Annotated in this window: 19 protein-coding genes and 1 pseudogene; 4 read left to right on the top strand and 16 right to left on the bottom strand. The window is 71.9% G+C overall.

The window, feature by feature from the left end; all coding sequences use genetic code 11:
* Positions 1 to 5: 5 nt before the first annotated feature.
* The 3 genes from AB5J49_RS24280 to AB5J49_RS24270 all read right to left on the bottom strand — a co-directional run bounded on the left by AB5J49_RS24280 (position 6) and on the right by AB5J49_RS24270 (position 4,274).
* On the bottom strand, positions 6 to 986 hold the full coding sequence (locus AB5J49_RS24280) for an alpha-ketoacid dehydrogenase subunit beta (RefSeq protein ID WP_369170714.1): 981 nt from the start codon (positions 984 to 986) through the stop codon (positions 6 to 8).
* Position 987: 1 nt separating this feature from the next.
* The gene (gene pdhA, locus AB5J49_RS24275) at positions 988 to 2,190 is read right to left on the bottom strand and encodes a pyruvate dehydrogenase (acetyl-transferring) E1 component subunit alpha (RefSeq protein ID WP_369170713.1); all 1,203 of its coding nucleotides are present in this window, start codon (positions 2,188 to 2,190) and stop codon (positions 988 to 990) included.
* 533 nt (positions 2,191 to 2,723) lie between these two features.
* Positions 2,724 to 4,274, bottom strand: coding sequence for a protein kinase (locus AB5J49_RS24270; protein WP_369170712.1), 1,551 nt, complete (start codon positions 4,272 to 4,274; stop codon positions 2,724 to 2,726).
* 363 nt (positions 4,275 to 4,637) lie between these two features.
* Between AB5J49_RS24270 and AB5J49_RS24265 the strand changes: the two genes are divergently transcribed.
* On the top strand, positions 4,638 to 6,287 hold the full coding sequence (locus tag AB5J49_RS24265; protein ID WP_369170711.1) for a protein kinase: 1,650 nt from the start codon (positions 4,638 to 4,640) through the stop codon (positions 6,285 to 6,287).
* A gap of 142 nt (positions 6,288 to 6,429) precedes the next feature.
* Here AB5J49_RS24265 and AB5J49_RS24260 read toward each other — a convergent pair whose 3' ends face one another.
* The 3 genes from AB5J49_RS24260 to AB5J49_RS24250 form a co-directional block, all read right to left on the bottom strand.
* Positions 6,430 to 6,972: a bacterial proteasome activator family protein gene (locus tag AB5J49_RS24260; protein ID WP_369170710.1), complete on the bottom strand. Its 543-nt coding sequence runs from the start codon at positions 6,970 to 6,972 to the stop codon at positions 6,430 to 6,432.
* Positions 6,973 to 7,058: 86 nt separating this feature from the next.
* Positions 7,059 to 7,655 (bottom strand): PadR family transcriptional regulator, encoded by a 597-nt coding sequence (locus AB5J49_RS24255; protein WP_369170709.1) that lies wholly within the window; start codon positions 7,653 to 7,655, stop codon positions 7,059 to 7,061.
* A gap of 284 nt (positions 7,656 to 7,939) precedes the next feature.
* Positions 7,940 to 8,359, bottom strand: a complete 420-nt coding sequence (locus tag AB5J49_RS24250; RefSeq protein ID WP_369170708.1) for a hypothetical protein — start codon at positions 8,357 to 8,359, stop codon at positions 7,940 to 7,942.
* 118 nt (positions 8,360 to 8,477) lie between these two features.
* Between AB5J49_RS24250 and AB5J49_RS24245 the strand changes: the two genes are divergently transcribed.
* Positions 8,478 to 8,819 carry a hypothetical protein gene (locus AB5J49_RS24245; protein WP_369170707.1) on the top strand — a complete coding sequence of 114 codons (342 nt, stop codon included), beginning with the start codon at positions 8,478 to 8,480 and terminating at the stop codon, positions 8,817 to 8,819.
* A 30-nt stretch (positions 8,820 to 8,849) separates the two neighbouring features.
* On the opposite strand, the gene AB5J49_RS24240 is transcribed toward AB5J49_RS24245, so the two are convergent.
* The gene (locus AB5J49_RS24240) at positions 8,850 to 9,830 is read right to left on the bottom strand and encodes an NAD(P)H-quinone oxidoreductase (protein WP_369170706.1); all 981 of its coding nucleotides are present in this window, start codon (positions 9,828 to 9,830) and stop codon (positions 8,850 to 8,852) included.
* Positions 9,831 to 9,993: 163 nt separating this feature from the next.
* Between AB5J49_RS24240 and AB5J49_RS24235 the strand changes: the two are divergent.
* Positions 9,994 to 10,122: pseudogene (locus AB5J49_RS24235) on the top strand (daunorubicin/doxorubicin resistance ABC transporter ATP-binding protein DrrA); the annotation flags it as partial.
* A gap of 34 nt (positions 10,123 to 10,156) precedes the next feature.
* On the opposite strand, the gene AB5J49_RS24230 reads toward AB5J49_RS24235, so the two are convergent.
* From AB5J49_RS24230 to pdhA (AB5J49_RS24205), 6 genes are all read right to left on the bottom strand, one after another.
* A complete protein-coding gene (locus tag AB5J49_RS24230) occupies positions 10,157 to 11,254 on the bottom strand; it encodes a TrkA family potassium uptake protein (RefSeq protein WP_369170705.1) in 1,098 nt (365 codons plus the stop codon).
* Positions 11,251 to 12,645, bottom strand: a complete 1,395-nt coding sequence (locus tag AB5J49_RS24225) for a molybdopterin molybdotransferase MoeA (RefSeq protein ID WP_369170704.1) — start codon at positions 12,643 to 12,645, stop codon at positions 11,251 to 11,253. The genes AB5J49_RS24230 and AB5J49_RS24225 overlap by 4 nt, the downstream gene beginning before the upstream one ends.
* On the bottom strand, positions 12,642 to 13,514 hold the full coding sequence (locus AB5J49_RS24220) for an NTP transferase domain-containing protein (RefSeq protein WP_369175239.1): 873 nt from the start codon (positions 13,512 to 13,514) through the stop codon (positions 12,642 to 12,644). Before AB5J49_RS24220 ends, AB5J49_RS24225 begins: the two co-directional genes overlap by 4 nt.
* 151 nt (positions 13,515 to 13,665) lie before the next feature.
* A complete protein-coding gene (locus tag AB5J49_RS24215; protein WP_369170703.1) occupies positions 13,666 to 15,144 on the bottom strand; it encodes a dihydrolipoamide acetyltransferase family protein in 1,479 nt (492 codons plus the stop codon).
* Complete coding sequence (locus AB5J49_RS24210) at positions 15,144 to 16,148, bottom strand: alpha-ketoacid dehydrogenase subunit beta (protein ID WP_369170702.1); 1,005 nt, start codon at positions 16,146 to 16,148, stop codon at positions 15,144 to 15,146. Before AB5J49_RS24210 ends, AB5J49_RS24215 begins: the two co-directional genes overlap by 1 nt.
* Positions 16,145 to 17,281, bottom strand: coding sequence for a pyruvate dehydrogenase (acetyl-transferring) E1 component subunit alpha (pdhA, locus tag AB5J49_RS24205; RefSeq protein WP_369170701.1), 1,137 nt, complete (start codon positions 17,279 to 17,281; stop codon positions 16,145 to 16,147). Before pdhA (AB5J49_RS24205) ends, AB5J49_RS24210 begins: the two co-directional genes overlap by 4 nt.
* 190 nt (positions 17,282 to 17,471) lie before the next feature.
* Between pdhA (AB5J49_RS24205) and AB5J49_RS24200 the strand changes: the two genes are divergently transcribed.
* Entirely contained in the window at positions 17,472 to 17,957 is a 486-nt protein-coding gene (locus AB5J49_RS24200; protein ID WP_369175238.1) for an Lrp/AsnC family transcriptional regulator, read from the top strand.
* A gap of 16 nt (positions 17,958 to 17,973) precedes the next feature.
* Here the strand turns inward: AB5J49_RS24200 and AB5J49_RS24195 are convergent, their stop codons facing one another.
* The 3 genes from AB5J49_RS24195 to AB5J49_RS24185 all read right to left on the bottom strand — a co-directional run bounded on the left by AB5J49_RS24195 (position 17,974) and on the right by AB5J49_RS24185 (position 20,399).
* Complete coding sequence (locus AB5J49_RS24195) at positions 17,974 to 18,201, bottom strand: hypothetical protein (protein WP_369170700.1); 228 nt, start codon at positions 18,199 to 18,201, stop codon at positions 17,974 to 17,976.
* A gap of 84 nt (positions 18,202 to 18,285) precedes the next feature.
* Positions 18,286 to 18,876, bottom strand: coding sequence for a TetR/AcrR family transcriptional regulator (locus AB5J49_RS24190; RefSeq protein ID WP_369170699.1), 591 nt, complete (start codon positions 18,874 to 18,876; stop codon positions 18,286 to 18,288).
* Positions 18,873 to 20,399 carry a 3-hydroxyacyl-CoA dehydrogenase gene (locus AB5J49_RS24185; RefSeq protein WP_369170698.1) on the bottom strand — a complete coding sequence of 509 codons (1,527 nt, stop codon included), beginning with the start codon at positions 20,397 to 20,399 and terminating at the stop codon, positions 18,873 to 18,875. The genes AB5J49_RS24190 and AB5J49_RS24185 overlap by 4 nt, the downstream gene beginning before the upstream one ends.
* Positions 20,400 to 20,437 lie beyond the last annotated feature (38 nt).

Below are 20,437 nucleotides of genomic sequence, written 5' to 3'. Positions count from 1 at the left end.
TCTCCTCAGTACGCCAGGGCACGGTCGACGGCGTCGAGCACCCGGTCCAGGCCCGGCAGGTACTCCTCCTCCAGGCGCGCCGGCGGATACGGGGCGTGATAGCCGCCGACCCTCAGCACCGGAGCCTCCAGGTGGTAGAAGCAGCGCTCCGTGATCCGGGCGGCGATCTCCGCGCCCGAGCCGAAGAACACCGGGGCCTCGTGGACCACGACCAGGCGGCGGGTCTTCTCGACGGAGGCCTGGATGGAGTCGAAGTCGAGCGGGGAGACCGAGCGCAGGTCCAGGACCTCCAGGTTCCGGCCTTCCTCGGCGGCCGCGGCGGCGACCTCCTGGCACAGCTTCACCATCGGGCCGTAGGCGGCCAGCGTGAGGTCCGTGCCCTCGCGGACGACCTGCGCCTTGTGCAGCGGGCCCGGGATCGCCTCCGTGTTGACCTCGGCCTTGTCCCAGTAGCGCCGCTTCGGCTCGAAGAAGATCACCGGGTCGTCGCTCTGGATGGCCTGCTGCATCATCCAGTACGCGTCGGACGAGTTGGATGGGCTGACGATCTTCAGGCCCGCGACATGCGCGAAGAGGGCCTCGGGGGACTCCGAGTGGTGCTCCACCGCGCCGATGCCGCCGCCGTAGGGGATGCGCACGACGACCGGGAGCTTGACCTTGCCCAGCGAGCGCGCGTGCATCTTCGCGAGCTGCGTGACGATCTGGTCGTAGGCCGGGAAGACGAAGCCGTCGAACTGGATCTCCACCACCGGGCGGTAGCCGCGCAGGGCGAGACCGATCGCGGTACCCACGATGCCCGACTCGGCCAGCGGGGTGTCGATGACGCGGCTCTCGCCGAAGTCCTTCTGCAGGCCGTCCGTGACCCGGAAGACGCCGCCGAGCTTGCCGACGTCCTCGCCCATGATCAGGACCTTGGGGTCGGAATCCAGGGCGCGGCGCAGCGACTCGTTGATCGCCTTGGCCAGAGCCATCTTTTCCGCTGCCATGTCAGACCCCCGAAACCGCGGCGGAGCCGCTGTCAGATTCAGTCGCGAACGACGCCTGGTAGGCGGCGAACTGGGCGCGCTCCTCGTCGACGAGTGCGTGTCCGTCCGCGTACACGTTCTCGAAGATGGCGAAGTGGTCCGGGTCCGGCATGGCGCGGACCGCTTCGCGCACTCGTTTGCCCAACGCCTCGGACTCGGTCTCCAGTTCCGCGAAAAATCCCTCGTCCGCGTGGTTTGAGGCCTCCAGGTACGAGCGAAGACGCAGGATCGGGTCCTTCACCTCCCACGCCTCGCGCTCCTCGTCGGCCCGGTACTTGGTCGGGTCGTCGGAGGTGGTGTGGGCGCCCATGCGGTAGGTGTACGCCTCGACCAGCGTCGGCCCCTCGCCGCTGCGGGCACGCTCCAGCGCCCACTTCGTCACGGCCAGGCAGGCCAGGACGTCGTTGCCGTCGACGCGTACGCCCGGGAAGCCGTAGCCCTGCGCACGCTGGTAGAGCGGGACGCGGGTCTGCTTCTCGGTCGGCTCGGAGATCGCCCACTGGTTGTTCTGGCAGAAGAAGACGACCGGGGCGTTGTAGACCGCGGAGAAGGTGAAGGACTCCGCGACGTCGCCCTGGCTGGAGGCGCCGTCGCCGAAGTACGCGATCACCGCGCTGTCGGCGCCGTCCTTGGCGATGCCCATGGCGTACCCGGTCGCGTGCAGCGTCTGGGAGCCGATGACGATCGTGTAGAGCTGGAAGTTGTTGCTGTTCGGGTCCCAGCCGCCGTTGTTCACGCCGCGGAACATGCCGAGCAGGTTGGCCGGGTCGACCCCGCGGCACCAGGCGACGCCGTGTTCGCGGTAGGTCGGGAAGACGTAGTCGTCCTCGCGGGTGGCCCGGCCGGAGCCGATCTGGGCGGCCTCCTGGCCGAGCAGCGACGCCCACAGGCCCAGCTCGCCCTGGCGCTGCAGGGAGGTGGCCTCGGCGTCGAAGCGGCGGGTGAGCACCATGTCGCGGTAGAGGCCGCGGAGCTCTTCGGGGGTGATGTCGGCGACGTACTTGTCGAACTCGGCGTTCTTGACGCGCTTGCCCTCGGGCGTCAGCAACTGCACCAGTTCGGGGTCGGTGCCTGGCGATTTCCTTGCGGTCGTGCGCTTGCCGGCCGTGCTCTTGGTACCGGCGCTGCGTCGCGGCTTCGGCGCGGCAGTGCTCTCCACGGTCACGTGTGCTCCTCCGTCGGTCCGGCTCCCGGGTTCGCCGGGTGCCAGTGCGGCTCACCTGCAGCCCTACGGACGCACAGGGTGGGTGCGGCTCGTGCGGGAACAGGCGTGACAGGTGCCCCGGCGAGCGCCCTGCAACAGGCACGTTACCCAGTGCTCCACATTTCTGTGAAACCCCTCCTGACCTGCGATTTTGCTTGGATTTCCAAGTAAATCGCGAAAGTCCGGAACAAGTCCTGGTCACAGCCTTGCAGGGGGCCGGAACAACGGCACGTTATATCGGTGACCCAGGTCACGGGAAGAGCAACCGAGGGCGAGATCACTCATCTCGCGTGACGCTGAGCACACACACGAAGACGGAAGAATCAGGAAATTCCGCCCGCGATCACGAAGCGTGTCCGCTGCTACGGCCGACACGACGGTGCGCATTCCGGCCACTGGGCGGTCCCGCAAACGGAACGCGCGCGTGAAGCCCGTTTCCGGGCCGCACGCGCGCGTGGGGCTGAGTCGTCAGTGAGACGGTGCCGTGAGGCCGGTCAGACGCCGTCGCCCGTCGGTGTCGGCAGCGTCGGCGGATCCGAGGGCTCCTCCGTGGGGTCCTCCGTCGGCTCCTCGGTCGGCTCGGCCGTGGTCGGCTCCTCGGTCGGCTCGGCCGTGGTCGGCTCCTCGGTCGGCTCCTCGGTGGGCGTGTACGAGGGCTCGTACGACTGCGTGTAGTCCGGGTCGGTGCCCGCGCCGGTGCCGTCGTCCGTGGCCGTGTCGGTGGGCTCCTCGGTCGGCTCGTCGCTCGGCGTCTCGGTGGACTTGTCCTCGGTGGTCTGCGTGGTGGTGGGCTTCTGCGTGGGGTCGGTGTCGGGACTGTTCGAACCGGTGCCCTTCAGCGCCAGCGCGACGCCCGCCGCGATCGCGATCACCGCGAGGACGGCGAGGATCCACAGTTTGCCTCGGCCGCTGCCCTTGTTGCCGTGCCCCTCGAAGCCACCCTCGTCCCCGCCGCCGTACCCGGAGGGCAGGATCGGCTTCGGGATCTGCGTCGTACCGGAGCCGGAGTCCGAGGGGTGCCCCATGACGGTCGTGTTCGCGAAGCCCGCCGCCGGGGTGTGCCGGCCGTCGTGCATCGCCACCGGACCGGTGTTCCAGGTGCCGGTGTGGCCGCCGTGGTCGTACAGCATCTGCAGGCCGTACTGGACGAGGCCGCGCATCTCCTCGGCCGTCTGGAACCGGTCGTCCGGCTCCTTGGCGAGCGAGCGCATGACAAGGCCGTCGAGCTCCGGCGGGCAGCCGTCGGAGAACTCGGACGGGGGCGTCGGGATGTCCTGGACGTGCTGGTAGACCACCGACAGCGGGGTCTCGCCGGTGAACGGGGGCCGCAGCGCGAGGAGTTCGTAGAGCAGGCAGCCCGTCGCGTACAGGTCGGAGCGGTGGTCGACCGCCTTGCCGAGCGCCTGCTCGGGCGACAGGTACTGCGGGGTGCCCATGACCATGCCGGTCTGCGTCATCGTCGACTGCGCGCCGTGCAGGGCGCGGGCGATGCCGAAGTCCATCACCTTCACGGCGCCGTTGTGCGTGATGATGACGTTGGCGGGCTTGATGTCGCGGTGCACGATGCCGTGCTGGTGCGAGTAGGCGAGCGCTTCCAGGACGCCGGAGACGATGATCAGCGCCTGCTCGGGGCCGGGCGCCTCGGCGTTGAGGAGCAGGTCGCGGATGGTCCGCCCCTCGACGATCTCCATCACGATGTACGGCACGCTGTGGCCGCCCACGAAGTCCTCGCCGGAGTCGTACACGGCGACGATCGCGTGGTGGTTGAGGCCGGCCACCGACTGGGCCTCGCGCGTGAAGCGGGCCTTGGACACCGGGTCCTCGGCGAGGTCGGAGCGCAGCAGCTTGACCGCCACGGTGCGTCCGAGGCGCACGTCCTCGGCCGCGAAGACCTCGGCCATGCCGCCCCGGCCGAGTCTGCGGGTCAGCCGGTAACGGCCGTCCCCGACAAGCCCGCCATTACCCCACATCTCCGGCGCGTCTGACATACCGCCGCCAGCCGCCTCGGGGTCGGACGGGCCCTGAGCGCGCTGCTGCTGTGCCATCGGTCCTCGCCGTCGTTTCTGCCCGCGGTGCGCGCGGTGTTGTTACGGTCTCCGTCGGCCACGCTACAGCCTCCGCGCAAGCCGTCGGTCCGAGAAGGCCGCCCCAACCGGAAGGAGAGGGACCGGCCATCAAACCGGTACCCCGTCCGCTCGTGCAAATTCTGTGTACCGCCCGTACTGCCCCGGTAACTCTTCCGCGACGCTTCCTTCGCGTACGGTCACGGAACGGGCACCGCGCTTGACCTGTCAGTGCCGTGGGGCAGACTTGGCCGGGAATAGCACTTGGATCACTCGGGATCAAACCCGATCCACGGCAATCCACGGCATCGCAGGCGCCTTAAGAGGCTACGGGGGACGCAGCACATGAGCCAGGACGGCGCACAGGGCCGGTACGCGGGGCGGGCGCTCGCCGGCGGCCGCTATCAGCTGCGCGACTTGCTCGGCGAGGGCGGCATGGCCTCGGTGCATCTCGCGTACGACGCCGTGCTCGACCGGCAGGTCGCGGTCAAGACCCTGCACACCGAACTCGGCCGCGAGCCGGCGTTCCGCGAGCGCTTCCGCCGCGAGGCCCAGGCCGTGGCCAAGCTCACGCACACCAATATCGTCTCCGTCTTCGACACCGGCGAGGACGATGTCGACGGCATGACGACGCCGTACATCGTCATGGAGTACATCGAGGGCCGCCCGCTCAGCTCGGTCTTCGACGAGGATGTACGGCAGTTCGGCGCGGTACCCGCCGACAAGGCGCTGAAGATCACCGCGGATGTGCTCGCGGCGCTGGAGATCAGCCACGAGATGGGCCTGGTCCACCGGGACATCAAGCCGGGCAACGTGATGATGAACAAGCGCGGCGTGGTCAAGGTCATGGACTTCGGCATCGCGCGCGCCATGCAGTCCGGTGTGACGTCCATGACACAGACCGGCATGGTGGTCGGCACGCCGCAGTACCTCTCCCCGGAGCAGGCGCTGGGCCGCGGGGTGGACGCCCGCTCCGACCTCTACTCGGTCGGCATCATGCTGTTCCAACTCGTCACCGGGCGGCTGCCGTTCGAGGCGGACTCGCCGCTGGCGATCGCGTACGCGCATGTGCAGGAGGAGCCGGTCGCTCCGTCCTCGATCAACCGCGCCCTGCCGCCCGCCGTGGACGCGCTGGTCGCCCGCGCACTGAAGAAGAACCCGAACGAGCGCTTCCCGAGCGCCGAGTCCATGCGCGACGAGTGCCTGCGCGTGGCCGCGTCCTTCCAGGCGGCCCCGCCGAGCATCGTGCCGGGCTCTCAGGCGCAGAGCGGCCAGGGCGTCGGCGCCTCGGTGTTCCCGCCGGTCGGCCAGGCGCCGCCGCCCGGGGGCCCGGTCCAGACGCCGTACCAGCCGGCCCCGGCACCGACTCCCGCGCCGAACCCGTACGGCACCCCGCCGCCCGCGACGCCCGCGCCGTCGTACGGCTACCCGCAGCAGCAGCCCGGCTACCAGACACCGCCGCCGGCGGCGTACTCCCCGCAGCCGGGCCACCCCACCCCGCCGCCTTACACCATCTCGCCCCAGCCGCAGACCACTTCGGGCGGCGGCAAGAGCAACCGCGCGGTGATCATCGGCTCGATCGTCGTCTCCATCGTCGCGGTGGGCGGCCTGATCGCGGCACTGACACTGACCGGCGGCGGCACCGAGGACGACGCGGGCGGGGACGGCACGAGTACGTCGGCGCCGGCCACGAAGGCGGCCGGATACCGGGCGGGGGACAGCTCGAGGACGGTCGAGACGACCACGTGCACCGAGCCGCGGGAGTCGTACCTCGACCCCGAGAAGGTGCGGATGCCTGACTTCTCGTACCAGTACTGGCCTTCGGTCGTCGAGTGCCTCAAGGCCGCCGACTGGAAGTACGAAACGACCGACAAGAACGAGAACACGTACGGCCAAGGCACGGTGCTGGTGCAGTCCCCCGAGGCGGGCACGGACTTCGACCCGAAGAACCCGCCGACGATGAAGTTCACGGTCTCGACGGGCAATCCGGAGTGAGCTTCACAGCCACACCCGCGACCTGATCCGAAAGGGCCCGGCAGCACTGGCTGCCGGGCCCTTCTCGTATGTATCGGGTCGTAGGTACCGGGTTTGTGACGTACGGGGTCTGTGGCGTACGGGGTCTGTGGCGTTCCAGGTCTTACAGGTACGGCCCGCCCGAGCGGCCCCCCGGGCGCTGCTCACCGTCCTCGTGGCCGCCGACTCCCGGCGGGAGGGCGCGGCGCATCTGCTCCAGCTGGGCCCGGGCAGCCATCTGCTGGGCGAAGAGCGTGGTCTGGATGCCGTGGAAGAGGCCCTCCAGCCAACCGACCAACTGGGCCTGCGCGATGCGCAGCTCCGCGTCGCTCGGGGTCACCTCGTCCGTGAACGGCAGGGAGAGCCGCTCCAACTCCTCGACGAGCTCCGGCGCCAGGCCGTCCTCCAGTTCCTTCACGGAACTGGCGTGGATCTCCTTCAGCCGGACCCGGCTCGCCTCGTCCAGGGGAGCGACGCGCACTTCTTCGAGCAGCTGCTTGATCATGCTGCCGATCCGCATGACCTTCGCCGGCTGCTCGACCTGCTCGGTCACCGGGATCTCGCGGGAGTCCTCGTCTCCGTTGCCGCCGGTGAGCGCCATCCCGTCCTGGCCCACGACCAGGATCTGGGGGTTCTCGGACGGCCTTTCGTTCCTCGGCATCTCCATGCCGCCATTCTCTCGCACCCGTACAGCTCATCATCGTGGTGCCCCCCGTGGGGAGAGATCCACCGTTTACGTTGCGGGACTTTCCGTCATTCCTCGACGGTTCCGGCCCGTCCTGCCTGTCCTGCCCGTCCTGCCTGCCCTGCCTGCCCTGCCTGGGTGAGCCGCAGCAGGCGGGCCTCGCAGATGTCGAGCCAGCGGCTCTCCGCCTCGGCGTGGAACACGAGCTGCTCCAGGACGAGCAGCCGGGCCATCTCGTCGGGGTGCTCGTGCGCCCGCGCCAGCGCCTCGGCCCGCCGCCGCACATAGCCGTGCAGGGTCTGGGCCACATGCCTGCGCTGCGCCTGCACGACCTCCCGTACGTCGACGCCGGGCGCCCTGACCGCCATCACCAGCTTGATCGCCAGCTCGTCGCGCAGCGGGCTCACCCGCTCCACGGGCCGTTCGTACCAGGCCCGCAGCTCGGCGCGGCCCACCTCCGTCAGCGCGTACAGCGCCCGCCCCGCCTCGTCCACGCCGTCCTGGACGACCATGCCGTCCCGCTCCAGCCGGCCGAGGGCCGTGTAGACCTGGCTGATGTTCAGCGGCCAGGTCCCGCCCGTACGCACCTCGAACTCGGTGCGCAGCCGTGCGCCGTAGCGGGGGCCGGGTTCCAGGAGCGCCAGCAGCCCGTGTCGTATCGACATAACCGGATTGTGCGCCCGATTCGGTCGGGTGGCGGAGTCTGAAATGCCGGGTTCGTGGGGTGCTGTGAGGCTGGTTCCGTGACTTCATGGCTGCTGGGGGTGACGCGGGGGCGGCGGACACGTGCTGCTTTCGGCGGCCCGCCCGCCTTGTCCTGGCCGGCACCGACGGCCGCCGCCGAGTTCGTCCCGGACAGCGGGTTCGCGCCCTCGCCCGGGGTGTGGTGGGGCGTGCGGGCGGTGCCGGCTCGGCGGGCGCTGCTGGCTTGGGGAGGTCAGCGGGCTCTTCAGGCGCTGCGGTCTGCGGGAACGCTGGTCGTGCTGGTGGCGGGGCTGGTCGTGGGGGTGAGCGGGAGCGGGGTGTCGTACGGCCTTGAGGGGCCACTGCGGGGCCCGCATGGCGCTGCCGCATCCGGCGATTCCTCCGGCCCCACCGCCGCCACCCGGGCCTCCTCAGGCTCCCCGGCCACGCACCGGCCTCCTTCCGGATCTCCGGGTTCGGGGGCGTGCGGCTCCCCCCGTGCGGCCGCGTCCCCCTCCACACCCGTGACCGGCTCCGAGGCTTCCTCCAGCTCCTCGGCCGCGTCCCGGCCTTCCTCCTCCGCCGAGGCTCCGCCCGGGGCACCCTCCGCCTCCTCCGGCTCTTCCGGCCTCTCCACGCCGTCCAGGGAGTCCGGAGAGGCCAGGGAATCCCGGGCGTCATCCACCTCTCCTGCCCACGCCCACGCCCCCGCCGCCGCCCGTCCCGACCCGTCCGACAAGCCGTCCCGTGCCGGGAGCCGGGCTGGTGAGGGGCGGGAGCGGCCGGGGCGGGAGAAGGGGCCGTTGGAGGACGAGGAAGCGGCGGACGAGGGAGCCGCGGAGGAGGAGCCGGACGGCGGCGTGGGCGACGAGGAGGGCGAGGGCTCTGCGTTGCCCGAGGACGCGGGCGAGGGTGAGGACGATGGTGGGGGCGTCGCCGAGAGCCCGGACGGCGCCGGTGACTCCGCCCGGGACCCCGCCACGGTGTCCGCCGCCCCGTCGGCCCGTCCCGTACGGCAGCCCGGCCCGCATGCCGAGGGTCCCGCCGAGCCCATGTTGCAGGTCCTGCCCCTCGGCAGCGGGCTGGTGCTCATCGGGCTCGGTCTGGGCCTCGCCTTCGTCGGTCTCCGGCTGCGGCGCGGCTAGGGCGTGCCCTCGGCGCGGCGGACGACAGCCCTACGGTGCGACGAGGAGCACCTTGCCGACGTGCCCGCTTTCCTCCACCACCCGGTGAGCCTCGGCGGCGTCGTTCATCGGGATCTCGCGATCGACGACCGGGCGGACGTGGCCGGCGTCCAGCAGGGGCCACACGTGCTCGCGCGCGGCCGCGACGATCGCCGCCTTCTCGCCGAGCGGACGGGCACGCAGCGAGGTCGCGCTGATGGCTCCGCGCTTGCCCAGCAGCGCACCGATGTTGAGCTCGCCCTTGATGCCGCCCTGCATGCCGATGATGGCGAGGCGGCCGTTGACGGCGAGGGCCTGGACGTTGCGGTCGAGGTACTTGGCGCCCATGTTGTCGAGGATGACGTCGGCTCCGGCGCCGTCGGTGGCCTTCTTGAGCTCGGCGACGAAGTCCTGCTCCCGGTAGTTGACCAGGATGTCGGCGCCCAGCTCGGCGCACCGGTCCAGCTTCTCCCGGGTGCCCGCCGTGACGGCGACCTTGGCGCCGACGGCCTTGGCGAGCTGGATGGCCATGGTGCCGATGCCGCTGGAGCCGCCGTGCACGAGCAGGGTCTCGCCGGGGCGGAGGTGGGCGATCATGAAGACGTTGGACCAGACGGTGCACACCACCTCGGGCAGTGCGGCGGCCTGCGTCAGGCTCAGGCCCTTGGGTACGGGCAGCAGCTGGCGGGCCGGCACGGCGACCTTCTCGGCGTAGCCTCCGCCCGAGAGCAACGCGCACACCTCGTCGCCGACGGACCAGCCGGAGACGCCGGAGCCGAGCGCGGCGATCCGGCCGGAGCACTCCAGGCCGGGATAGGGGGAGGCGCCGGGCGGGGGGTTGTAGAAGCCCTGGCGCTGCAGGATGTCGGCGCGGTTGACGGCCCCGGCCACCACCTCGACCAGCACCTCGCCCTCACCGGGCACGGGATCGGGGACCTCGTCCCACACCAGCGCCTCGGGCCCACCAGGTTCGGGAATCGTGATCGCATGCATGGCACGGACGCTACTCCTCGGCCTTCGGCCCCTTGTCCCTCGGTCCTTGGGCGGGTGCGGTCGAAAAATCCTGGGCCCCACCGATGAGTTCGCGCGCTCGTACAAGTCCCCCCATACGCAGCCCATGAACGCGGAAGGACCGCCACTCGGAAGGGCCCGAAACATGACCACGCAGACGACGTCCGGCCTCGCGATCGAGACGGCAGGCCTGGTGAAGACGTTCGGTGAGACACGGGCCGTCGACGGCGTGGACCTCGCGGTTCCGGCCGGCACGATCTACGGCGTCCTCGGCGCAGGCAACCAAGCCCGAGCAGGCGGGCGGGGCTTCAGCCCTGGGGCAGACGCCGGTCGTCGGGTGCGACCTGGCTGCCCGGCGTCGCCCGCACGATGGTGATGAGCCGGTCCGTCAACTCCAGTGTCCCGACGGCCGGATCGTCGTATCCGAGCACCCGGTGCCCGCGTACGACGCTCACCACCAGGTCGTCCGTCTGCCGCGGGCTCTTGCCCACCTCGGCCCTTATGACCGGCCGTTCGACGATGTCGAGCCCGCTGCCCTGCTGGATCAGGTCCTCCAGGACCATGCCGGCGGCGGGGCTGAGCACGGAGAGGCCGAGCAGCCGACCGGCCGCGCTGGCGCTGGTGATGACCGCGTCGGCGCCGGACTGCTTCAGCAGCGGTGCGTTCTCCTCCTCGCGCACCGCGGCCACGATCTTCGCCCCGCGGTTGAGCTGCCGGGCCGTCAACGTCACCAGGACGGCGGTGTCGTCGCGCTGGGTCGCGATGATGATCTTCCGCGCCTTGTGCACCTCGGCCCGCTTCAGGACCTCGCTGCGCGTGGCGTCCCCGGTGACCCCGGCGTAGCCGTCCGCGACCGCCGCCTCGATCACCTTGGAACTGGGGTCGACCACGATGACCTGGTCCTTCCTCAGGCCCGTCGCGCAGACGGTCTGGATCGCCGAACGCCCCTTCGTTCCGAAGCCGACGACGACGGTGTGGTCACGCAAGGTGGACCTCCAGCGGGTCAGACGCCATTCCTCCCGGGTCCGTTCGGTGAGGACCTCGAGCGTGGTGCCGACCAGGATGATCAGGAACAGCACTCGCAGGGGCGTGATGACGAAGATGTTGGTGAGCCGGGCGCCGTCACTGACGGGGGTGATGTCGCCGTAGCCGGTGGTGGAGAGGCTGACGGTCGCGTAGTAGAAGGCGTCGAGAAGGTCGACGGAGCCGTCGGAGTTGTCGTTGTAGCCGTCGTGGTCGGCGTAGACGATCAAGGCCGTCGCCACGAGCAGCATCAGGGCCAGGGTGACCCGCTTGGCCACCTGCCGGAACGGATGCTCCACGATCTTCTTCGGGAGCTTCACCCGATAGGTCGCGACCCGCTCGTCCGCCCGACGGGCGATCGCGTCCTGGCCCGGAAGTTTCACGTGAAACACACCTCGATGCCGGCACTCGCCCAGGGCAGGTCGAGCAGTTCGGTCTCCTGACCCGCGCGGACACCGCCCGGTGGTACGACGGCGACGGCGTCGGCCGCCGCCATGCCCCGCAGCATGGCCGGCCCGTGGTAGTGCAGCGGCACGGCATGGTCGCCGCGCAGCACGACGGGGATGAGCCGGGTGTCGTACGGATGCCCGTGCGCCGCCTCCTTCAGGGGCAGCGTGTACGGCTCCGGGGCCGGGTGGGCGGCGAGGGTGCGCAGCAGGGGCTCGGCGAGGGTAAGGAGGCCGGAGACGGCGGCGAGCGGGTTGCCGGGCAGGCCGACGAGGTGCTGGTTCTCCTTGGTGCGGGCCAGCAGCATGGGGTGACCGGGCCGCACCTTGACGCCGTCCACCAGGAGCTCGGCGCCGATGCGCTGCAGCGTGGGGTGGACGTGGTCGACGGGGCCGGCCGCGGTACCGCCGGTGGTGACGATGAGGTCGGCAGTGGAGCGGGTGAGCGCCTTGTGCAGGGCCTTGGCGTCGTCGCCGAGCCGGCGCACGGAGGTGACCTCGGCGCCGAGTGCGCGCAGCCAGGGCGGCAGCATCGGGCCGAGGGCGTCGCGGATCAGCCCGTCATGCGGGAGCCCTTGGGTGAGCAACTCGTCGCCGAGGACGAGGACTTCGACGCGGGGGCGCGGTACGGCGGTGACGGTGTCGTATCCGGCGGCGGATGCCAGGCCGAGTACGGCCGGGGTCACGAGGGTGCCGACGGCGAGCAGTTGATCGCCGTTACGGCACTCCTGGCCGCGGGGGCGGATGTCCTGGCCGGGCTGGATCTCCCGGGTGGCGTGCAGCCGGTCCTTGGCGTCCATGCGGCCGTGCTCGCTGCGCAGGACGGCGGTGGTGTCCGGCGGGATCCGGGCGCCGGTCGCGATCCGGACGGCCTCGCCGTCGGTGAGCGGCTCGGGCTCGGCGTGCCCGGCCAGCACCCCTTCGTCCCGTACGGCCCAGGGGCCGGGGCCCGCGACCGCCCAGCCGTCCATCGCCGAGGTGTCGAAGGAGGGCAGGTCGGTGAGAGCGGTCAGGGGGGCGGCCAGGGTGAGGCCGAGGGCGGCGTCGAGGGGGACGGAGACGGGAGCGCGACCGGCGGACCGGGCGGTGGCACGCGCGGCGCGGGCGGCGGTGTCGCGGGCTTCGCGCCAGGGGGTGGCCTTGTGGTGGCGGCCCGGGTTGTGGGAACCCGGGGCGTGCTGGCCGGGTGCGGGCACGTGGTCGCCGGGGGTGTGGGGGCCGTGATCGCCGGGGGTGTGGGGGCCGTGGTGTTCCTTCACTAGGGCGAGCACCTCCTCGACGTCGAGGTCCTCCGCGTCCCCGTCCGCCTGGATACCGCGGGCGGTCATCCGGCGTCCGGGCGGGTGTCGGGCGTGGCGTCGGGGGCCGCGTCGGACTTGGCGGCGGCCTCCTCCGCCCAGCGCAGGGCGAGCGCGGCGGGCTTGCGGGACGCCTCGGCCACGGCTTCGGGGCCTGCCTCGCCTCCCCTTGCCTGCGCTGCCGCGTACCCGACCAGGAAGGTGGTCAGCGGGGCCGCGGGCCGCGCCACGCCGTGGGCGGCGTCGCGGGCGAGATCGAGCAGGACCTTGGTGTCGACGTCGAGCTCGATGCCGAGCTCGTCCTTGACTGCGGAAATCCATTCATCCAACACGTGCCCATGCTCCCTGATGCGTGCCCTGGCGGTGGCGATGTCGTCCCAGGTGTCGCAGTCGAAGGACGCGACGGGGTCGGGGACGCGGGTGAGCTCGAGCGCGCCGGTCAGCCGGCGCAGGGGAAGGCCGGTGAGGCCGTCGTTGCCCTGGGCGAGCGCGTCCAGTTCGCGGCGCAGCGCGGACGCTCGGTACGCGGCGACGAGCGGCTGGTCGCGCCCGTCGGCGTCGGTGAGCAGCGCGCCGTCGGCGCCGCTGGTGTGCAGGGCGGCCAGCAGCCGCCGTACCGTGCCGTAGTCGAGGAACGGCAGGTCGGCGGAGAGGACGACGACCCGCTCCGCGGTGGTGTGGCGCAGCCCGGCGTCGAGTGCGGCCAGCGGGCCCCCGCCGGGCGGGTCCTCGCGTGCCCAGGTGACCGGGCGCGCGGTCGGACGGGGGTCGGCGACGACGACGGTGGACCGCGCGTCGGCGCAGGCGGCGAGCACCCGGTCGAGCAGCGCCCGCCCGCCGACGCGCACCCCGGGCTTGTCGGCGCCGCCGAGCCGCCGCGCGGCGCCGCCGGCGAGCACGACGGCGTCGTGGGCGACGTCGTGCCCGGACTCCTGCGGGGCGTCGGCGGCGGCTTGCGCGCCCGGCGGTTCGTACGCGGTCACCCCCCGAGTATGCGTGCCTCCACGATCACAGGGAACGCAGGGGAAGCAGCCGGCCTCGGGGGTGGTGTCACAGCGTGCGCAGCAGCACCGCCGGCTGTTCCACACAGTCCGCCACGTACCGCAGGAAACCCCCTGCCGTACCGCCGTCGCAGACCCGGTGGTCGAAGGTGAGCGCGAGCTCGACGATCTGCCGCACCGCCAGCTCCCCCTCGTGCACCCAGGGCTTGGGGATGATGCGGCCGACACCGAGCATCGCGGCCTCGGGGTGGTTGATGATCGGCGTGGAGCCGTCGACGCCGAACACGCCGTAGTTGTTCAACGTGAAGGTGCCGCCGGTGAGTTCCGCGGGCGTGAGGGTGCCCGTGCGGGCCGCCTCGGTCAGCCGGGCGAACTCCGCGGTCAGCGACTCCGCGTCCCGCGCGTGCGCGTCCCGTACGACCGGGACGACGAGGCCCCGCTCGGTCTGCGCGGCGAATCCGAGGTGCACCTGGTCGAGCTGGACGATCTCCCTGGCCTCCATGTCGACCGTGGAGTTGAGCTCGGGGAACCGGGCGAGGGCGGCGGTGCAGATGCGGGCCAGCAGGGCGAGGAGGGAGATCTTCGGCCCACCGGCTGCGTTCATCGCCGTCCGTGCCCGCATGAGTTCGGTCGCGTCGGCGTCCACCCAGCAGGTGGCGTCCGGGATCTCCCGCCGGCTGCGGGAGAGCTTGTCGGCCACGGCGCCGCGGATGCCCTTGAGGGGGGTGCGGATGCCGCCGACGGGGGCGGAGGAGCGGACGGGGGCCTGCGCGGGCGGGACGGCAGCGGAGGGGGCCGGGGTCGTCGGTGTCACGCGCGGGTGCGGCTCGGCCGACGGCTTGGCCGTCCGCCCGTGCGCCTCGGCGGCCCGCAGCGCGTACTCGACGTCGGCCCGCAGAATCAGCCCGTCCGGTCCGGAGCCGTGCAGCTCCCTCAGGTCCAGGCCGTGCTCGCGGGCGAGGCGGCGGACGAGCGGGGAGATCACGGGTACGGGGCCCTCACCGCGGGTCTCCTCGCCGGCCGGTGCCCCGTCAGGGCCGTGGCCGACGGGGCCGTGCCCCGCAGCCGTGCCGACGGGGCGCGCGACGCCCGGCGCGGTGGCGCGCTCGGCGGTCGGCATGCCCTCGCGCGCGGCGGCACCGTTGGCCGCCACGCCCGCCGGCTGCCCCGCCGGTGTCGTCGGCGCGGTCGGCCGTACGCGCCTGCGCCGCGCCGGTGCCTCCGAGGTGCCGTACCCCACCAGCACGTTCCCGGAGCCCTCGGTCTCGTCGCCGGCCGGGGGCGCCCCCACCGCCACGGTCAGCAGCGGCGCCCCGACGGGCAGCTCCGTGCCCTCCTCGCCGAAGCGGGCCGTGACCACGCCGGCGTAGGGGCAGGGGATGTCGACCATCGCCTTGGCCGTCTCGACCTCGACGACCGGCTGGTCGACGGCGACGACCTCACCGACCTCCACCAGCCAGCGGACGATCTCCGCCTCGGTGAGCCCCTCCCCGAGGTCGGGGAGCTTGAACTCGAGCACCTGTGCCATCAGCTCTCGGCCTCCCACTGCAGACGCCCCACGGCGTCCAGGATCCGGTCCACGCCGGGCAGGTGGTGACGCTCCAGCATCGGCGGCGGGTAGGGGATGTCGAACCCGGCCACACGCAGCACCGGCGCCTCCAGATGGTGGAAGCAGCGCTCCGTGATCCGGGCCGCGATCTCCCCTCCCGGGCCACCGAACCCGCCCGACTCGTGCACGACGACCGCTCGCCCGGTCCGCCGTACCGAGGCGGTGACCGTCTCGTCGTCGAACGGCACCAGCGAGCGCAGGTCGACGACTTCCAGGTCCCACCCCTCCTCCCGCGCCGCCTCGGCGGCTTCGAGGCAGACGGGCACGGACGGTCCGTACGTGATGAGCGTGGCGCTCCGGCCCGAGCGCCGCACCATCGCGCGGCCAATCGGTTCAACGTCCGTCGGGTGGTCCGGGTTCCAGGAGTCCTTCGACCAGTACAGCCGCTTGGGCTCCAGGAAGACGACGGGGTCGTCGGAGGCGATGGAGGCGCGCAGCAGCCCGTAGGCGTCGGCGACGGTCGCGGGCGTGACGACATGGAGCCCCGGAGTCGCCATGTAGTACGCCTCGGACGAGTCGCTGTGGTGCTCGACGCCGCCGATGCCGCCGCCGTAGGGGACGCGGATGGTGATGGGGAGCGGCATCGCGCCGCGTGTGCGGTTGCGCATCCGCGAGACGTGGCTGATCAGCTGCTCGAACGCCGGGTAGGCGAACGCGTCGAACTGCATCTCCACGACCGGGCGCAGGCCGTACATGGCCATGCCCACCGCCGTGCCCAGAATCCCCGCCTCGGCCAGCGGCGTGTCCGTGCAGCGGTCCTCGCCGAACTCCTTGGCGAGCCCGTCGGTGACCCGGAAGACTCCGCCGAGGGTGCCGACGTCCTCGCCCATGACGTGCACGGTGGGGTCTTCGGCCATGGCGTCGCGCATCGCGCGCGTGAGGGCCTGCGCCATGGTGGCCGGCTTGACGGCGACGGTGGTCATCGGTGCGACCCTTCCGACTCGGCATCGAGCTCGGCGCGCAACTGGGCCTGCTGTTCGCGCAGTTGCGGGGTGGGCTCGGCATAGACGTGGGCGAACAGGTCCATCGGGTCGAGCACCGGGTCCTGGTTCATGCGCTCGCGCAGGTCGGCGGCCATCGCCTCGGCGGCGTCCCGCGCGGCCTGCTTGCCGGCCTCGTCGATGAGGCCGCGCTCGGTCAGTTCGTGCTCCAGCAGCGCGATCGGGTCGTGCCCGCGCCAGGTCTCCACCTCGGAGTCGCCGCGGTAGCGGGTCGCGTCGTCGGCGTTGGTGTGGGCGTCGATGCGGTAGGTGATCGCCTCGATCAGCGTCGGTCCGCCGCCCTCGCGGGCGTGCCGTACGGCGTCGCTCAGCACCTCGTGCACGGCGACCGCGTCGTTGCCGTCGACCAGCCGGCCGGGCATGCCGTAGCCGACGGCCTTGTGGGCCAGTGACGGGGCCGCGGTCTGCTTGGCGAGCGGGACGGAGATCGCGAAGCCGTTGTTCTGGACCAGGAAGACGACCGGCGCCTGCCAGACGGCGGCGAAGTTCAGCGCCTCGTGGAAGTCGCCCTCGCTGGAGCCGCCGTCGCCGACCATGGCGAGCGCGACCACGTCGTCGCCCTTGAGGCGGGCGGCGTGCGCGAGGCCGACGGCGTGCGGGAGCTGGGTGGCGAGCGGGGTGCACAGGGGGGCCACCCGGTGCTCGCGCGGGTCGTATCCGGTGTGCCAGTCACCGCGCAGCAGGGTCAGCGCCTGAACGGGGTCCAGGCCGCGGGCCACGGCGGCGAGGGTGTCGCGGTAGCTGGGGAACAGCCAGTCGCGCTCCTGAAGAGCCAGCGCGGCGGCGACCTCGCAGGCCTCCTGGCCGGTGGTGGACGGGTACACGGCGAGGCGACCCTGCTTCGTGAGCGCGGTCGCCTGCGCGTTGTACCGACGGCCCCGCACCAGCTCGGCGTAGAGCCGGCGCAGCAGGCCGGGGTCGGCCTTCGCGGCGGCCTCGGTGCCGAGGACGCGATACGGCTCCGCGTCGGGCAGCAGCGGCGCGGGGTCCATGCGGGGCTGCCAGGCGGGCGGCGGCGATGGCCGGTACGCGCCTCGCTGCTCCATGACCGTCATGACGGCACCTCCTCGTGGGAGTGGCTACGGGAGGCGCAGCTCTTGTGATGCGCCTCACCTACCGATTGTTCGGTCGTCGGCACATTTTGGCTACAGGCGGCCTCAGGCTGTGGACAAACGGTTCTCCACAACCTCCAATGAACGCAGTACGTCCACGGCAGGAAGGTGGGGGGACATGGCGCCTGAACAAATGGCCGAGAGGCCGGACAGCGGCACCCCCCTGCCGCCGCCGCGTCCGCTCGACGCCATCGATCAGGACATCCTCCAGATGCTCCAGGCGGACGGCCGCGCGTCGATACGGTCGGTCGCCGAGCGGGTCCATGTCTCGCGCGCCAACGCCTACGCACGCATCAACCGCCTCATCGAGGACGGCGTCATCCGCGGTTTCGGTGCCCGCGTCAACCACGAACGCGCAGGCCAGGGCACCTCGGCGTACATCACTCTGAAGATCGTCCAGAACTCCTGGCGCACCGTGCGCGAGCAGCTCAGACAACTGCCCGGCGCCTCTCACATCGCCCTCGTCGGGGGCGATTTCGATGTGCTGCTGCTGGTCCACACCTCCGACAACAGGTCGCTGCGCGAGCTGGTCCTCACCCGGCTCCAGGCGATCCCCGAGGTGCTCAGCTCGCGCACGCTGCTGGTGTTCGAGGAGGAGGACCTGGAGCCGCAGGGCTGAGCGTTCGTCCGGGCCGTCAGCCCGAGCGCAGCATCCGCGCGGACCGGCGGTGGGGCAGCGCCCAGGCGACCGCGAGCAGGCCGAACGCCAGGTAGACCGCTCCTCCGAGGAGGCCGACGCCGCGCTCGGCTCCCAACAGGACGAACTCACATACGAGGAGCGGCAGCCCGGGCACCGTGGCCGCCCAAGGCGCCTTCCACCACGTCGGGTCGGCGTCGGCTGGCCGCACGTCGTTCTGGGTCATGCGCCACAGCCCACCACCCGAGTGCCGCCCGACGTATGGGGCCAGGCACTCACCCCGTGCACGCGCACGTACTCAGAGGCGGGGTCATTCCGCCTGCCGCAGGCCCCCGAAGACCAGCCGCACCACGGTGTCGGCGACCTCGCGCTCGTTCATGCCGCGCCCGTCCGGCCGGTACCACTCCACGATCGAGTTGATCATCCCGAAGACGAGTCGCGTCGCCAGCCGCACCTCCACGTCGGCGCGCACCTCCCCGTCGGCGGCGGGCGCCTTCAGCAGTGCGGCGACCTGGTGGTCGAAGTCGCGGCGCCGTTCCAGGGCCCACCGCTCGGTGTCGGTGTTGCCACGCACACGCAGCAGCAGCGTCACGTACGGCAGGTCGCCTATGAGCACCTCGACCATGCGCCGTACGACGTATTCCAGCCGGTCGGCGGCGTGCCCCACGCGCGCGTGCTCCTCGTCGAGGATCCCGAAGAGCCCGTCGAGCGCCCGGCTGACGGCGCGGCGCAGCAGCTCCTCCTTGCCCGCGACGTGGTGGTAGATCGACGACTTGGAGATGCCGGCCGCCTTGGAGAGGTGCTCCATGGAGGTGCCGTCGTAGCCACGCTCGTTGAAGACCTGCACGGCGACGGAGAGCAGCGTCTCCGGCGTGTACGTGTCGCGCTTGGCGGTGGTCATGAGGTGTTGCCCTCCCGCTTGTCGGAGGCGTACGCGTGGCGGTACAGCGCGAGGGACGGCGCATAGCGCCCGGAGGGGTCGCGCATGTGCAGGTCGTCGAGGAGGGCGTACGCCCAGTTGCGGCCGAGCCTGCGGCTCCACTCGAAGGGGCCGAGCGGGTAGTTCACGCCCAGGCGCATCGCGGTGTCGATGTCCTCCTCGGTGGCCACGCCCTTGGCGACGGCGTCATGCGCCAGGTCGACGATCCGGGCGACCGTGCGGGCGACGATCATGCCGGGGACGTCGCCGATGACGCTGACGTCCTTGCCGAGCGCCTGGAAGAGACCGGTGGCCTCGGCGAGGGTCTGCGGCGAGGTGTCCTGGGAGGCGGACAGGGCGATCCGGGTGGCCCGGCGGTAGTCGAGGGCGAGGTCGAAGTAGACGACGTCCCGGAACTCCACCGAGGTCTGGCCGTCGGCGAGCGCGAGCTGGCCACCGCTCGGCAGCACCAGGCGGCTGCCGTGGTCCTCGTCCTCCTCGCGCACCGGGATGCCCGCCTCGCGGATCAGCGTGAGCAGCTCGGAGGCCGGTCCCAGGTTGCCCTCGGCGACGACGTACGCGGGCGGGCGGCCCTGCTCCGCGGTGTGCGGCTCGTCGCGCTCGGCAGCCCCGTTCCCATCGGAGTAGTCGTACCAGCCGTGCCCGCTCTTGCGGCCGAGCCGGCCGGCCTCGACCAGGCGCCGCTGGGCGAGCGAGGGCGTGAAGCGCACGTCCTGGAAGAACGACTGCCACACGGAGTGCGTGACGGACTCGTTGACGTCCTGCCCGATGAGGTCGGTGAGCTCGAACGCGCCCATCTTGAAGCCGCCGCACTCGCGCAGAACGGCGTCGATGGTGGCCGGGTCCGCTCCTTGCGCCTCGTGGACGGCGAAGGCCTCGGCGTAGAAGGGCCGGGCGATGCGGTTGACGATGAAGCCGGGGGTGTCGGCGCAGGCGACCGGCGTCTTGCCCCAGGCCCGTGCCGTCTCGTACGCGCGCGTGGCCGACGTGACGTCGCTGGCGAACCCGGAGACGACCTCGACGAGCGGCAGCAGCGGTGCGGGGTTGAAGAAGTGCAGGCCGACAAAGCGGCCCGGGTTGGCGAGGGCGCCGGCGATGGCCGTGACGGACAGGGACGAGGTGTTGGTGGCGAGCAGGCAGTCCTCGCCGACGATGCCCTCCAGCTCGCGGAACAGCTCCTGTTTGACGTCCAGTCGCTCCAGGACGGCCTCGATGACCAGCGTGCAGTCAGCGAGGTCGGCGAGCGACTCGGCGGGCAGCAGCCGGGCCCGGGCCGCGTCGCGGTCGGCGCCGGTGAGGCGGTCCTTCGCGACGAGCCGGTCGAGGCGGACGCCGATCGCGTCGGCCGCGGCCTGGGCGCGCCCGGGAGCGGCGTCGTACAGCCGTACGGGATGGCCCGCGACCAACGCGACCTGGGCGATGCCCTGGCCCATGGTGCCGGTGCCGACAACGGCCACGGGGCTGCTGAGGTCGAGTGCTGTCATGTGCGCGATCCTCCCGCACGGGGTTTTCCACAGATGCG

Source organism: Streptomyces sp. R28, from assembly GCF_041052385.1.
Classification (GTDB): Bacteria; Actinomycetota; Actinomycetes; order Streptomycetales; family Streptomycetaceae; genus Streptomyces.
Note: the sequence above shows the minus strand (reverse complement) of the source record. Positions and strands in the feature narration are given on the sequence as shown.

Bases quoted from the DNA above. Each gene is read 5' to 3' on its own strand.
- AB5J49_RS24280 (WP_369170714.1), bottom strand. From the start codon at position 986: ATGGCAGCGGAAAAGATGGCTCTGGCCAAGGCGATCAACGAGTCGCTG.
- AB5J49_RS24270 (WP_369170712.1), bottom strand. From the start codon at position 4,274: ATGGCACAGCAGCAGCGCGCTCAGGGCCCGTCCGACCCCGAGGCGGCT.
- AB5J49_RS24265 (WP_369170711.1), top strand. From the start codon at position 4,638: ATGAGCCAGGACGGCGCACAGGGCCGGTACGCGGGGCGGGCGCTCGCC.
- AB5J49_RS24260 (WP_369170710.1), bottom strand. From the start codon at position 6,972: ATGGAGATGCCGAGGAACGAAAGGCCGTCCGAGAACCCCCAGATCCTG.
- AB5J49_RS24255 (WP_369170709.1), bottom strand. From the start codon at position 7,655: ATGTCGATACGACACGGGCTGCTGGCGCTCCTGGAACCCGGCCCCCGC.
- AB5J49_RS24240 (WP_369170706.1), bottom strand. From the start codon at position 9,830: ATGCATGCGATCACGATTCCCGAACCTGGTGGGCCCGAGGCGCTGGTG.
- AB5J49_RS24225 (WP_369170704.1), bottom strand. From the start codon at position 12,645: ATGACCGCCCGCGGTATCCAGGCGGACGGGGACGCGGAGGACCTCGAC.
- AB5J49_RS24215 (WP_369170703.1), bottom strand. From the start codon at position 15,144: ATGGCACAGGTGCTCGAGTTCAAGCTCCCCGACCTCGGGGAGGGGCTC.
- AB5J49_RS24210 (WP_369170702.1), bottom strand. From the start codon at position 16,148: ATGACCACCGTCGCCGTCAAGCCGGCCACCATGGCGCAGGCCCTCACG.
- pdhA (WP_369170701.1), bottom strand. From the start codon at position 17,281: ATGACGGTCATGGAGCAGCGAGGCGCGTACCGGCCATCGCCGCCGCCC.
- AB5J49_RS24200 (WP_369175238.1), top strand. From the start codon at position 17,472: ATGGCCGAGAGGCCGGACAGCGGCACCCCCCTGCCGCCGCCGCGTCCG.
- AB5J49_RS24195 (WP_369170700.1), bottom strand. From the start codon at position 18,201: ATGACCCAGAACGACGTGCGGCCAGCCGACGCCGACCCGACGTGGTGG.
- AB5J49_RS24190 (WP_369170699.1), bottom strand. From the start codon at position 18,876: ATGACCACCGCCAAGCGCGACACGTACACGCCGGAGACGCTGCTCTCC.
- AB5J49_RS24185 (WP_369170698.1), bottom strand. From the start codon at position 20,399: ATGACAGCACTCGACCTCAGCAGCCCCGTGGCCGTTGTCGGCACCGGC.